Here is a 12,531-nt window from a genome sequence, read left to right as displayed (position 1 = left end):
TCCTCACGCGGTGAGCTGCGCGTCGGTCAGCACGAGTTCGGAGCGCTTGGTGTACGCGACGCCCTTGACCCGGTCGCTGACGGCCCAGCGTCCCTCGATCACGCCGATCTCGATGAGGAACAGCCCGTCCAGCAGGTCCTTGGACAGCGCCGCGTACGCCTCCCGCGCCTTGACGCCGTCGCCCGCGACCTGCCGCCACGCCGTGTCCGCGTCCTTGGTGTAGGCCGCCGACGAGTAGTGCGAGGTGTTCTTCAGCGCGTTGAACGGATAGGCGCTGACCGTCAGCGTCGACGGCGTGTACTGCGCCCACGAGTGGTAGGTCGTCCAGAGCCCCGGGAACTTGCCGCCGATGAGCTGGGCGACGAACGTCGGCGGGTCCAGCGGGTCCAGCGCGACGGTGACGCCGATCTCCTTCAGGTTCGCCTGGACGATCTGCGCGGTCGCCGCGAGCAGCGGGTCCTTGCCGACGTAGCTGTACTTCAGCGTCGGGACGGGCTTGCCGTACTCGGCGAGCAGGCTCTTGGCCCTGGCGACGTTCCGCCCGTAGGACGCGTTGAGCTTCGCGTCGTAGGCGGGGGACGTCTTCGGCCACGGCAGGTTGGCCGTGTAGCCGCTGCCCCGGAAGACCTCGGCGATGACGCGGTCCCGGTCGAGGGCGTAGGCGATGGCCTGCCGGACGCGCACGTCCGACAGCCCCTCGGCGGTGACGTTCGTCCCGACGTACACCTGCGTCTCGGCGCCCCGGAGCTGGATCGTGTCGTACTTGCCGGACTTCTCCAGCCGCTCGATGTCCAGGAAGCTGCTGCCGTAGGCGTAGTCGATCTGCCCGCTGCGGAGCTGGCTGGTGAGGGGCGTCGCGTCGGTGATGACCGCGATGTCCACGGCGTCCAGGTACGGACGGCCCGGCACCCAGTAGTGCGGGTTCTTCGTGAACTTCAGGCGCGAGTTCGGGCTCCACCTCTCGAACACGAACGGCCCGGTGCCGACGTAGCGGCTGCCGTCGCCGACGCCCGCGAACGTCTTCTCGTCCACGATCGGGACGATCTCCAGCAGGTCGAGGATGTTGCCGAGCGGGTGCGCCAGGTGCAGGACGGCCGTGTGCGGGTCGCGCGCGTCGATCGACGTGATGGCCTGCGCGGTGCTCTTGAGCTGGCCGTTCCACTTCGGGTCGGCGTAGGTCCTCAGCGAGAAGGCGACGTCGGCCGAGGTGAACGGGCGGCCGGTGTGGAACGTCACGTCGTCGCGCAGGTGGAGCGTGACCGTGCGGCCGTCGGGGGAGATCGTCCAGTCCTTGGCCAGTCGGGGCTCGGGCCGCAGCCGGTCCACGGGGTAGCGGATCAGGCTCTCGTAGACCAGGCCGATGATCGTCGTGACGCCGGCGTTGGAGTTGGTGAAGAAGTTCGCGGGGACGAGGTCGGTGGAGATGCCGCCGAGGAACGTCCCGCCCTTCTTGACGGTGCCGGAGTTCTGGGCGCCGACCGCCGAGGTGCAGCCGGCGAGGGCCAGCAGGGCGGCGCCGCCGGCGGCGCCGGACAGCAGTGCGCGTCGGGACAGGGCTGGGTTCATGGGGGTCTCTCTTCGCTCGCCCGCGACGGGGCACCTACCGGGGTGCCTCGTTTGTATAGTATTCCTACTTACCCGATCAAGTTAGACGGGTTTGGGCGGCGTCCGAGATGGCGTCTTTTCGAGAGGATTATGACCTATGACCCAGTTCACCGGCAGTCGGGCGGCGCTGGACGTCACGCCCGTCGGGGGCAACATCGGCGCGGTCGTCTCGGGCCTGCGCATCGGCGCGGACCTCGCTCCCTCGGCCGTGGCGGAGTTCCGGGCGGCGCTGCTCAAGCACCGGGTCGTGTTCCTGCGTGACCAGGATCACGCCACCGACGACGACCAGTACGCCTTCGCGGCGCAGCTCGGCGAGGTCACCTCGCCGCACCCGACCGTGCGCGGCGACGGCCGGGCGATCCTGCCCATCGACTCCGAGCAGGGCAAGGCCAACAGCTGGCACACCGACGTCACGTTCGTGGACCGCGTCCCGGCGATCAGCGTCCTGCGGGCGATCACGCTGCCGCCCTACGGCGGCACGACGGTCTGGGCGAACACGGTCAACGCCTACGCGACCCTGCACCCCGGGCTCCAGGCGCTGGCGGCGCGGCTGCGCGTCCTGCACAGCAACGCGTTCGACTACGCGATCGAGCGCCCGGTGATCGGCGGCGTGGACGTCAAGGAGGAGGCGTACCGGGCCGAGTTCCGGCACACCTCGTTCGTCACCGAGCACCCGCTCGTCCGCGTCCACCCCGAGACCGGCGAGCCGTCGCTGCTGCTCGGCCACTTCGCGCAGTCGATCCGGGGGCTGTCCTCGGCCGACTTCCAGGACCTCTACACGCTGTTCCAGCGGCACATCACCAAGCTGGAGAACACCGTCCGGTGGACCTGGCGGCCCGGTGACATCGCGATCTGGGACAACCGCGCGACGCAGCACTACGCCGTCGCCGACTACGACGACCACCCGCGGCGCCTGCACCGGATCACCGTGGCCGGGGACGTGCCGGTGGGCATCGACGGGGACGTCAGCACCGTCATCGAGGGCGACGCGTCCGGCTTCTCGTCCCTCGCCGCCTAGCCGGGCGGGCCGGCGTGCGCCGCGCGTTGACAGCGTCCCAGCTCCCGAACCAGACTCGGTTTCATGGGCTACCGGGACGTCTTCATCGTGGACGCCGTGCGCACGCCGGTCGGGAAGTACGGCGGCGCGCTGGCGCGGGTGCGGCCGGACGACCTCGCCGCGCACGCCGTGCGGGAACTGCTCGCCCGGTCGCCCGCGCTGGACCCGGCGCGGGTGGACGACGTGGTCCTCGGGAACGCCAACGGCGCGGGGGAGGAGAACCGCAACGTCGGGCGGATGGCGGCGCTGCTGGCCGGGCTGCCGGTGACGGTGCCGGGCGCGACGGTCAACCGGCTGTGCTCGTCCGGGCTGGAGGCGGTGATCCAGGCGGCGCGGGCCGTCGCGGTCGGTGAGGCGTCGGTCGTGGTCGCGGGCGGCGTCGAGTCGATGAGCCGGGCGCCGTGGGTGGTCCCGAAGCCCGAGCGGGCGTTCCCGGCGGGCGCGCCGGAGATGTTCTCCACCACGCTGGGGTGGCGGATGGTGAACCCGCGCATGGAGCCGCAGTGGACGGTCGCGCTCGGCGAGGGCGCCGAGCTGGTCGCCGACAAGCACGAGATCACGCAGGCGGACCAGGACGCGTTCGCGCTGGCCAGCCACCGCAAGGCCGCCCGCGCGTGGAAGGACGGGCTGTTCGACGCCGAGAGCGTCCCGGTGCCCGGCACGGACCTGACGCGCGACGAGACGATCCGCGACACGACCTCGCTGGACGCGCTGGCCCGGCTGAAGCCCGCGTTCCGGCCGGGCGGGACGGTCACGGCCGGGAACAGCTCCCCGCTCAACGACGGCGCCGCCGCGCTGCTCGTCACCGACGCGGCGGGCCTCGCGGCGACCGGACGGGAACCGCTCGCGCGGGTGCGGGCGTCGGCCGTGACGGCGATCGAGCCGCAGTACTTCGGCCTCGGGCCGGTGCGCGCCGTCCGGACGGCCCTGGAGCGGGCCGGACGGACGTTCGCCGACGTCGGTGTCCTGGAGCTGAACGAGGCGTTCGCCGCGCAGGCCCTCGGCTGCCTGGCCGAGTGGCCCGAGCTGGACCCGGCCGTGGTGAACCCGCGCGGCGGGGCCATCGCGATCGGCCACCCGCTGGGCGCGTCCGGCGCCCGGATCGCCGGGGCGGTCGCCCATCAGCTCGCCGCCGCCGGGTCCGGGACGGGCGTCGCCGCGCTGTGCGTCGGGGTCGGGCAAGGCGTGGCGCTGGTCCTCGAACGCTGAGGCACTATGAAAGCGTGACCGTTTTCGCCCCCGATGCGACCGCCGTGCTCGCCGACCTGCTCGCCGACGGCGATGTCGTGGTGCTCAGCGGGGCCGGACTGTCCACCGAGTCCGGCATTCCGGACTACCGGGGCCCGGCGGCGCGCGGCCGGCCCGCCACGCCCATGACCTACCAGACGTTCGTCGGGAGCGAGGCCGCCCGGCGGCGGTACTGGGCGCGCAGCCACGTCGGCTGGCGGCACGTGACCGGCGCCGCGCCGAACGCCGGGCACCGCGCGGTCGCGGCGCTCCAGCGGCACGGCCTGCTCGCCGGGATCATCACCCAGAACGTGGACGGCCTGCACCAGGCGGCGGGCGCCCGGGACGTGCTGGAACTGCACGGCGCGCTCGACCGCGTCGTCTGCCTCGGCTGCGGCGCCCGCACGCCCCGCGCGGCCCTGGACGCCCGGCTGCGCGCCGCCAACCCCGGCTGGACGGCCGCCGCCGGAGCCGTCAACCCCGACGGCGACGTCGTCCTCACCGACGCGCAGGTCGCCGCCTTCCGCATCGTGGACTGCGCGGGCTGCGGCGGCGTCCTCAAGCCGGACGTGGTGTTCTTCGGCGAGAACGTCGCGCGCCCGCTGGTCGAGCGGTGCTTCGCGCTGACCGAGCGGGCGGGGACGCTGCTCGTCCTCGGCACGTCGCTGACGGTCATGTCGGGGTACCGGTTCGTGCGGCGGGCGGCGCGGCTGGCCGTCCCGGTCGCGATCGTGAACCAGGGGCCGACACGGGGGGACGCGGACGCGCTCGTCCGGATCGACGCGCCGCTCGGCACGACGCTCACCGACCTGGCGGATCGGCTCACCGCCTGACCGGCGTGGCTACTTTGTGTGGCCGTTGAGTGACATAGGGTTCACTCGTGGGTGATCCCGGGTGACCGGTTGTTTTCTCCCCGCATTCACGCCGCGTCCGCCGCGCGGCAGAACGCGCCATAGATCGTTCCTTGTCGGGTTCATCCGCATTTTCTGCGAGGAGTGCCGCTCCCATGCCCGACACCGCCCTGCCCAACGGAACGCCCACCCGCCGCCGCTTCCTGACCGCCGCCGGGGCCGCCACCGCCGCCGCCCTCGCCGCCGACGTCCTCCCGCCGAACGTCCGCCGCGCGCTCGCCGCCGCCCCCGCGCGCCGCGCCGGCAGGATCGGCGACATCGAGCACGTGGTGATCCTCATGCAGGAGAACCGCAGCTTCGACCACTACTTCGGAACGCTCCCGGGCGTCGCCGGCTTCGACGACCCGGACGCCCTCACGCTCAGCACCGGGCGCTCGGTGTTCCACCAGCCCGACGAGGTCAACCCGGCGGGCTACGTCCTGCCGTTCCACCTGGACACCGGGACGACCAGCGCGCAGGCCATCCCGTCCACCAGCCACGCCTGGAGCGTCCAGCACGCGGCGTGGAACCACGGGAAGATGGACGCCTGGCTGCCCGCGCACCGCAAGGCCGACGGCGTCAACGGCCCTTACGTGATGGGCTACTACACCCGCGAGGACATCCCGTTCCACTTCGCGCTGGCCGAGCAGTTCACCGTCTGCGACCAGTACCACTGCTCGGTGTTCGGCCCGACGTGGCCCAACCGGCTGTACCTCATGAGCGCGAGCATCGACCCGTCCGGCGAGCGCGGCGGGCCGGTGACGAGCAACGTCGCCCCCACGCCCTACCGGTGGAAGACGTACCCGGAGGCGCTCACCGAGGCCGGTGTGACGTGGAAGGTCTACCAGGAGTCCGACAACTACGGCTGCAACGTCCTGGAGCAGTTCGAGGTCTACCAGGACGCGCCGGTCGGCTCGACGCTCCACCGCAGCGCGATGCGCACGTCCTCGGCCGGACGGTTCGAGTACGACGCCTCCCACGACCGCCTCCCGACGGTCTCGTGGATCATCCCGACCAGCTACCAGTCCGAGCACCCCGACTACACGCCCGCCGCCGGAGCCGACTTCATCGCGAGCAAGATCGACGCCATCGCGTCCAACCCGGACGTCTGGGCCAAGACGGTCTTCATCCTCACCTACGACGAGAACGACGGCCTGTTCGACCACGTCCCGCCGCCCACGCCGCCGGACGGCACCCCGGACGAGTTCATCGGCGGCCTCCCCATCGGCGGCGGCTTCCGCGTGCCGTGCGTGATCGTTTCCCCGTGGACGCGGGGCGGCTGGGTCGCGAGCGAGAAATTCGACCACACCTCGCCGCTGCGGTTCCTGGAGCGGCTGACCGGCGTCGCGATCCCGAACCTCACCGCCTGGCGGCGCCGGACGTTCGGCGACCTGACCTCGGCGTTCGGATTCGCGTCCGCCGCCCGGTTCCCGAGCCTGCCCAACACCGGGCGGGAGCTGGCGCGGGCGATCGGGAACGTCGAGACGCTGCCCGCGCCGCGGCTGCCCGGCGCGAAGCAGAAGCGTCCCGTCCAGGAGCGCGGCGACCGGCCGCGTCCGCGCGGCTGACGGGTCAGCGGCGGCTCAGCGGCGGCTCAGCGGCGGCGCAGCAGGAGCAGGAACGCCGTCAGCGCCACGAGGGCGACCGCGCCCGTGAACGTCAGGCCCGCCGTGCGCAGGCCCCACGCGTGCGCGGCCACGCCCACGAGGATCACCGGGACCGAGATGCCGACATAGGCGACGACGAAGAAGCTGGAGACCGTCTCGGCGCGCCGGGCGGCGGGGCTCGCCTCGCTGATCGCCGTCATCCCGGCGCGGAACCCGAGGCCCTGCCCGACGCCCACGACGATCGTGCCGAGGACGAGCGGCGCGAGCGTGCTGGTCGCCAGCGCGACGGCGATCGCGCCCAGCCCGGCGATCAGCACGAGGCAGCCGAGCCGCAGCGCGAGCCGTCCCGGCACGCGGGACAGGGCCGTCTGCCCGACGACCGAGCCCGCGAACATCGAGAACACGACCGTCCCGGCGACCGCCCGGTTCGTCAGGTGCAGCAGCGTCGCGAGGAAGCCCGGCTCGATCGCGGTGAGCAGGCCGAACACCGAGAACGCCGCGAACACCGCGAGCGCCGCCGGGACGAACACCGGCCGCACCTCCGGCGGCACGCCCGGCCGCTGCGGGCGCGGCAGCTCGCGGCGCGGCGCCGCGACGGTCTCGGGCGTCCGCCAGACGCCGACGGCCGCGACCGCCAGCAGCGCCAGGTCCACGAGGAACGGCAGGCGCAGCGGCGCGGGCGCGTACTCGGCGAGCAGCCCGGCCAGCAGCGGGCCGGTGCCGAGGCCGAGCATGTTGACGGCCGTCGCGAGCATCGCCGCGCGCGGCCGGTGCCGGGGGGCGACGAGTTCGACGAGCGCGACCGTCCCGGTGCCGGTGAGGAAGCCGGCGGACAGACCCGACACCAGCCGCCCGGCGATCAGCACCGGCACGCCGCCGTCGGTGAGGAACAACACGGCGGACAGGGCGGACGTCGCGAGCGCGGCCAGCAGCAGCGGGCGGCGGCCGAGCACGTCGGAGGCGCGCCCGAACAGCAGCAGCGCCAGCAGGACCCCGAACGCGTAGACCGCGTAGATCACGGTCGTCAGCAGGTTGGAGAAGCCGAACTGCTGCTGGTAGAGGCCGTACAGCGGGGTCGGAAGCGTCGTGCCGAGCATTCCCACGGTGAAGGCGAAGGCGACGAACAGCACGCCCGCGCGCGCCGTGGGACGTTCGGTGGATCGGTCCATAGTCCTTGGGGTGCTCACGAGAGACCAGGATGAACGCCCACGGAGGCATCTATCCAACAGATTCTTCCCATAGCTTCGATCGGTACCATCCCTGCATGGAGCTGCGCCAGCTCAGGCATTTCGTGGCGATCGCCGAAGAACGGCACTTCACGCGGGCGGCGCGGCGCGTCCACCTCGTCCAGTCGAGCCTGTCCAGTTCGCTCCGCGCGCTGGAACGGGAGCTGGGCGCCGAGCTGCTGGTCCGCAGCAGCCGCCGGGTCGAGCTGACCGAGGCGGGCCGCGCGCTGCTGCCCGCCGCCCGCCGCGCGCTCGCCGCCGCGCAGGACGGCAGGGACGCCGTCGACGCCGTGCGCGGCCTGCTGCGCGGGCGCCTCGCGATCGGGACCGTCCAGTCGTTCGACCCGCTCGTCCTCATCGCCCGCTACCACCGGGCGTATCCGGGCGTCACGCTGCGGCTGTCCACCGCCAGCGTGGACGCGATGGCCGCCGCCGTCGCCGACGGGGAGCTGGACCTCGCGTTCCTCGGCCTCCCGGTGCGGGCGCGGCACCTGCGGCTCGTCCCGCTCGCGGCCGAGCCGATGGTGCTGGCCGTCGCGGCCGGCGATCCGCTCGCGGGGGAGCCGTCGGTCGGCCTGGCCGCGCTCGGCGACCGCGAGTTCGTGGAGTTCCGGGCCGACTCGGCGCTGCGCGCGCTGGTGGACCGCCACTGCGCCGCGATCGGGCTGCGCCGCCGCGCGTCCTGCGAGGTCGACCTGATGCCCGACCTGGTCGACCTCGTCGCCGAGGGGCTGGGGGTCGCGCTGGTGCCCCGGTCGGCGCTGCGCCGGGCCGGGCCGCGCGTCGTCGCGGTCGGCGTCGAGCCCGCGATCCCGTTCGAGCTGGCGGTCGCGACGGCGGCGGACCGTCCGCCCGCGCCCGCGACGGCCGCGCTGCTGGCGATGCTGCCGGACGCCTGACGCGGGACGTCAGGACGCGGCCGGGCTCATCAGTCCGGGCGGCGTGAGCAGGAAGACCTTCGGGGCGATGCGGTCCATCGCGCCCTGGCGGCCGAAGACCATGCCGGACGCGAAGTCGATGAGCGGCTTGGCGTCCTCGTCGCTCAGATGGGCGAGGTCCATGACGATGCGGTGGCCGATGCAGAAGAAGTGGCCCACATGGATCACGTCGTCGTAGTCGCGGGGCTTGACCGTCCGGAAGTCCACGAGGGTCAGTGTGCTGGGCGACCGGGGGGCTGTCCAGATCGACGGATCGTCACCGTGCGGTCACGCGTCCACGGTTGGTGACGGTGAACCCTATGTGAAGCAAAGTCCCTTAAAACGCTCCATGTGACATCTCTCTCATGCTATAGCGGCAGGTCAAGCCCTGTTTAACATGGCGTTCACATATGAGCAACAGGTGTGAAATGCCCGATTGCCATGCTCGCTCTCGGTCACCAACAGGCGGGCATGACGAAGGGAACCGACGTTGAGCTACAAGGCCGAGTACATCTGGATCGACGGGACCGAGCCGTCCGCCAAGCTCCGGTCCAAGACCAGGATCCTCCCCGACGGCGCGGACCTGCCGGACTGGGGATTCGACGGTTCCAGCACCAACCAGGCCCCCGGTGACAACTCGGACTGCGTGCTCAAGCCCGTCCTGTCCGTCCCGGACCCGATCCGCGGCGGCGACAACAAGCTGGTGCTCTGCGAGGTCTACCTCGTGGACGGCACGCCGCACCCGACCAACAACCGCGCCAAGCTGCGCCCGGTCGCCGAGAAGTACGCCGCGCAGGACGCCTGGTTCGGCATCGAGCAGGAGTACACGTTCTTCCAGGCCGGCCGTCCGCTCGGCTTCCCCGAGACCGGCTTCCCGGCCCCGCAGGGCCCGTACTACTGCGGCGTCGGCGCCGACGAGGTCTTCGGCCGCGAGATCGTCGAGGAGCACCTGGAGGCGTGCCTCCTCGCGGGCATCAAGGTCTCCGGCATCAACGCCGAGGTCATGCCCGGCCAGTGGGAGTTCCAGATCGGCCCGGCGGGCCCGCTGGAGGTCTCCGACCACCTGTGGCTCGCGCGCTGGCTGCTCTACCGCATCGCCGAGGACCACGACGTCGCCGCCAGCATCGACGCCAAGCCGGTGAAGGGCGACTGGAACGGCGCGGGCGCGCACACGAACTTCTCCACCAAGGCGATGCGCGAGAGCTACGACGCGATCATCACCGCGTGCGAGTCGCTCGGCGCCGAGGGCAAGGTCGAGGAGCACATCGCCGGGTACGGCGAGGGCATCGCGGACCGCCTCACCGGCCTGCACGAGACCGCGCCGTACAACGAGTTCAGCTACGGCGTCTCCAACCGCGGCGCCTCGGTGCGCATCCCGTGGCAGGTCGAGGTGGAGAAGAAGGGCTACATCGAGGACCGTCGCCCGAACGCCAACATCGACCCGTACAACGTGACGCGCCTGCTGGTGAACACCTGCTGCGAGGCGCTGGAGAAGGCCGGCCAGGTCTGATCCCCCCGGCGCCGCCGCGCCGTTTCGCACGCCGTTTCGCACGCCGAGAGGCCCCGGAGTTCCGCTCCGGGGCCTCTCGGCCGTTCGGCGTCCCGCCTCAAATGACGACAAAGAGCGGAAAGGCCGAGCGTTCGGCGCGGTGACGGCGGGTAGTTCACCGATGACCGAACCGGGGGGAGGGGTCATGGGCTCAGGCGCGTCGGAACACCGGCGCCGGGCGGCGCGGGGCACGCGCCCGCCCGCCTCCTACCGGCGCTCGTACCGCTGCCGGACGGCCCTGGACCGCGCCCCCGAGCGCGCCGTGCGCCGCTACGACGACTTCGTCGCCCTGCACGAGCGGTGGGCGGCCGAACCGGAGATCGACGTCCGCCGCGTCTGGTGGTGCGGCGTCGCGCTGGCGTTCGCGGCGGCGGCGCTCGCGGCCTCGGCGGCGTTCCTCGGCCGGGCGCTGTTCGGCGTCCCGGTCCCGGCGTTCCTGGACGCCGAGGCGGGGCCGGGCTCGGCCGGGCTCACCTACGGCGTGTGCGCGGGGGCCGTCACGGTGCAGGCGACCGCGCTGCTGCACGTCCTGTCCGGGACGGCCGAGCGGCCGGTGCGGTCGTTCGCGTGGACGGGCGCGCTCGTCGTCGTCATCGCGGCGCTGCTGCCGCTGACCGTGCGCGGGGACATCGCGGCGATGGTCGCGACCGCCGCGCTGAACCTCGCGGGCGGAACGCTGATCGTCGGCATGCTGACGCTGGTGGGCGCCGCGTCCCGCGAGTGGCCGGACGCCCGTCCGCGCCGTCGCCGTCGCTGGCGCCGCTGACTCAGGGCACGACGGTCACGGGCCAGCGCCCGGTCCGCACCAGCCGGACCGCGACCGAGCCGATGAGCCGGTGCCCGGCCTGCGCGGACGCCCCGACGACGACCGCGTCGGCGCGCCGCTCGTCGGCGACGCGGGAGATGACGCCGAACGCGTCGCCCGGCTCGGACACCAGCTCGTAGCGCACGCCCGGGTACGTCCGGGCCGCCGCCGCGAAGGTCGCCCGCAGCTCGGCCGTGATCTCCGCCTCGGCCTCGCGCACCGCGTTCGCGCCCGCGGGCGTCAGCGTGGACAGGGACGCGACGGTGGACGCGTGGACGAACACCAGCCGCGCGTCGCTGCGCCGGGCGAGGCCCCAGGCGTAGGCGGCGGCGCGCAGGGACGTCGCGGAGCCGTCGACGCCCGCGACGACCACGCGCGGGCCGTCGTCGGCCGGCACGATCGGCTGCTCGGTCATGCGCTCCAGCCTAGGGCCCGGCGGAAACGACCGGGCGGTCAGGAATTCCGCGCGCGCGTTCGCGTCTTACCGGACGGTTGTCAACGTTATTTAACACGCACTTCATCGGCTGGAGATTTCGCCGGATCGGGGGCCAGGATAGAAATGCCTCACGGCGAGCACCGACCGGCTCCGGCCAATCGGCCCTCGCGTCCGGACACCGCCTGGAGATGGATGACAAAGAAATGATTCGCTCCCCCCGGACGCTGCGCACCGTGGCCGTCAACGTCGCCCACAAGGTCCTGTACGGCGGTGTGGCCGACCTGCGGCCCATGCCCGCCGACACGTCGGACGGCTTCGTCCGCCGGTACCGGCCGCCCCGGGGGGTGGTGCCCGCCGGGCCGCCCGTGCTGTTCGTCCCGTCGCCCGCCGCGCCCGCGCGCTGCTACGACCTGCGCCGGGGGTGCAGCCTCGCCGAGCACGTCGTGAACGCCGGACGGCTGAGCTACCTGCTCGATCCCGGCGCCGACCCGGACCTTGCGACCCTGGCCGGGACCGTCCTGCCGGACGCCGTCCGCACCGTCAGCGCCGCCGCGGGCGGGCAGCCCGTCCAGCTCGTCGGCTGGTGCCTCGGCGGGCTGGCCGCGCTGCTGGCCGCCGCCGCCGACCCGGACCTGCCGATCGCGTCGGTCGCGGTGATCGCGACGCCGGTGGACGCCGCCGCCGTCCGCCGCACCGTTCCCCTGCCGCAGACGGCCCTGAAACGCGCCCGGCGGCTCACCGGGATCGACAATTCGCTGCTGCGGCCCTACCGGACGATCACGCATCTGGACGACGCCGAATTCCTCGCCCAGGCCGAGGCCGTCGACCATTTCGCGAACCTCGCCGCCGGGCCGCCGGCCGCCGAAATCTACCGGACGCTGCTGCGCGGCAACGCGTTCGCCCGGGACGGCGTCGCGATCGGTGGCCGCCGCGTCGGGCTGGACGGCGTGCGCGTGCCGGTGCTGGCCGTGGCGGGGGAGTCCGACGACGTCGCGCCCGTCGCGTCCGTCCGGCCGCTGACCCGGCTGCTGCCGCGCGCGCCGCAGGTGCGGTTCGCGGTCGCGCCGGGCGGGCACCTCGGCGTCCTCACCGGCCGGTCCGCCCGCCGCACCACGTGGGCGCACCTGGACCGCTGGCTGGACGAGGGCACCGTCCGGCACGGCATCCGCGCGCCCCGCCGAGTGGCCGCCGCCTCCGGCTGACGCGCCCCGC

The 12,531-nt window shown here is 73.1% G+C and carries 12 protein-coding genes; 8 read left to right on the top strand and 4 right to left on the bottom strand.

Annotated elements, in window-relative coordinates:
• Window positions 1–3 precede the first annotated feature (3 nt).
• Window positions 4–1,566 carry an ABC transporter substrate-binding protein gene (locus GQ466_RS20825; protein WP_161104663.1) on the bottom strand — a complete coding sequence of 521 codons (1,563 nt, stop codon included), beginning with the start codon at window positions 1,564–1,566 and terminating at the stop codon, window positions 4–6.
• Between the two features lie 136 nt (window positions 1,567–1,702).
• On the opposite strand from GQ466_RS20825, the gene GQ466_RS20820 reads away from it, so the two are divergent.
• The 4 genes from GQ466_RS20820 to GQ466_RS20805 all read left to right on the top strand — a co-directional run bounded on the left by GQ466_RS20820 (window position 1,703) and on the right by GQ466_RS20805 (window position 6,347).
• Complete coding sequence (locus GQ466_RS20820; protein ID WP_161104662.1) at window positions 1,703–2,623, top strand: TauD/TfdA dioxygenase family protein; 921 nt, start codon at window positions 1,703–1,705, stop codon at window positions 2,621–2,623.
• A 63-nt stretch (window positions 2,624–2,686) separates the two neighbouring features.
• A complete protein-coding gene (locus GQ466_RS20815; protein WP_161104661.1) occupies window positions 2,687–3,871 on the top strand; it encodes a thiolase family protein in 1,185 nt (394 codons plus the stop codon).
• A 14-nt stretch (window positions 3,872–3,885) separates the two neighbouring features.
• Complete coding sequence (locus tag GQ466_RS20810; RefSeq protein WP_337193561.1) at window positions 3,886–4,722, top strand: NAD-dependent protein deacetylase; 837 nt, start codon at window positions 3,886–3,888, stop codon at window positions 4,720–4,722.
• A 173-nt stretch (window positions 4,723–4,895) separates the two neighbouring features.
• On the top strand, window positions 4,896–6,347 hold the full coding sequence (locus tag GQ466_RS20805) for an alkaline phosphatase family protein (RefSeq protein ID WP_161104659.1): 1,452 nt from the start codon (window positions 4,896–4,898) through the stop codon (window positions 6,345–6,347).
• Between the two features lie 26 nt (window positions 6,348–6,373).
• Here the strand turns inward: GQ466_RS20805 and GQ466_RS20800 are convergent, their stop codons facing one another.
• Window positions 6,374–7,555, bottom strand: coding sequence for an MFS transporter (locus GQ466_RS20800; RefSeq protein ID WP_161104658.1), 1,182 nt, complete (start codon window positions 7,553–7,555; stop codon window positions 6,374–6,376).
• A 95-nt stretch (window positions 7,556–7,650) separates the two neighbouring features.
• Here GQ466_RS20800 and GQ466_RS20795 point away from each other — a divergent pair, with 95 nt between their 5' ends.
• A complete protein-coding gene (locus GQ466_RS20795) occupies window positions 7,651–8,511 on the top strand; it encodes a LysR family transcriptional regulator (RefSeq protein ID WP_161104657.1) in 861 nt (286 codons plus the stop codon).
• A 9-nt stretch (window positions 8,512–8,520) separates the two neighbouring features.
• Here GQ466_RS20795 and sepF read toward each other — a convergent pair whose 3' ends face one another.
• On the bottom strand, window positions 8,521–8,757 hold the full coding sequence (gene sepF, locus GQ466_RS20790) for a cell division protein SepF (protein ID WP_161104656.1): 237 nt from the start codon (window positions 8,755–8,757) through the stop codon (window positions 8,521–8,523).
• A gap of 262 nt (window positions 8,758–9,019) precedes the next feature.
• Between sepF and glnII the strand changes: the two genes are divergently transcribed.
• Window positions 9,020–10,039 (top strand): glutamine synthetase, encoded by a 1,020-nt coding sequence (gene glnII, locus GQ466_RS20785; RefSeq protein ID WP_161104655.1) that lies wholly within the window; start codon window positions 9,020–9,022, stop codon window positions 10,037–10,039.
• A 184-nt stretch (window positions 10,040–10,223) separates the two neighbouring features.
• Window positions 10,224–10,844, top strand: a complete 621-nt coding sequence (locus GQ466_RS20780; protein ID WP_161104654.1) for a DUF6069 family protein — start codon at window positions 10,224–10,226, stop codon at window positions 10,842–10,844.
• Window position 10,845: 1 nt separating this feature from the next.
• On the opposite strand, the gene GQ466_RS20775 is transcribed toward GQ466_RS20780, so the two are convergent.
• On the bottom strand, window positions 10,846–11,298 hold the full coding sequence (locus GQ466_RS20775) for a universal stress protein (protein WP_161104653.1): 453 nt from the start codon (window positions 11,296–11,298) through the stop codon (window positions 10,846–10,848).
• Window positions 11,299–11,522: 224 nt separating this feature from the next.
• On the opposite strand from GQ466_RS20775, the gene GQ466_RS20770 reads away from it, so the two are divergent.
• Complete coding sequence (locus GQ466_RS20770; protein ID WP_161104652.1) at window positions 11,523–12,521, top strand: alpha/beta fold hydrolase; 999 nt, start codon at window positions 11,523–11,525, stop codon at window positions 12,519–12,521.
• Window positions 12,522–12,531 lie beyond the last annotated feature (10 nt).

It is taken from the genome of Actinomadura rayongensis (genome assembly GCF_009831215.1).
In the GTDB taxonomy this organism is placed as follows: domain Bacteria; phylum Actinomycetota; class Actinomycetes; order Streptosporangiales; family Streptosporangiaceae; genus Spirillospora; species Spirillospora rayongensis.
Note: the sequence above shows the minus strand (reverse complement) of the source record. Positions and strands in the feature narration are given on the sequence as shown.

Bases quoted from the DNA above. Each gene is read 5' to 3' on its own strand.
- GQ466_RS20825 (WP_161104663.1), bottom strand. From the start codon at position 1,566: ATGAACCCAGCCCTGTCCCGACGCGCACTGCTGTCCGGCGCCGCCGGC.
- GQ466_RS20820 (WP_161104662.1), top strand. From the start codon at position 1,703: ATGACCCAGTTCACCGGCAGTCGGGCGGCGCTGGACGTCACGCCCGTC.
- GQ466_RS20815 (WP_161104661.1), top strand. From the start codon at position 2,687: ATGGGCTACCGGGACGTCTTCATCGTGGACGCCGTGCGCACGCCGGTC.
- GQ466_RS20805 (WP_161104659.1), top strand. From the start codon at position 4,896: ATGCCCGACACCGCCCTGCCCAACGGAACGCCCACCCGCCGCCGCTTC.
- GQ466_RS20800 (WP_161104658.1), bottom strand. From the start codon at position 7,555: ATGGACCGATCCACCGAACGTCCCACGGCGCGCGCGGGCGTGCTGTTC.
- GQ466_RS20795 (WP_161104657.1), top strand. From the start codon at position 7,651: ATGGAGCTGCGCCAGCTCAGGCATTTCGTGGCGATCGCCGAAGAACGG.
- GQ466_RS20780 (WP_161104654.1), top strand. From the start codon at position 10,224: ATGGGCTCAGGCGCGTCGGAACACCGGCGCCGGGCGGCGCGGGGCACG.
- GQ466_RS20775 (WP_161104653.1), bottom strand. From the start codon at position 11,298: ATGACCGAGCAGCCGATCGTGCCGGCCGACGACGGCCCGCGCGTGGTC.
- GQ466_RS20770 (WP_161104652.1), top strand. From the start codon at position 11,523: ATGATTCGCTCCCCCCGGACGCTGCGCACCGTGGCCGTCAACGTCGCC.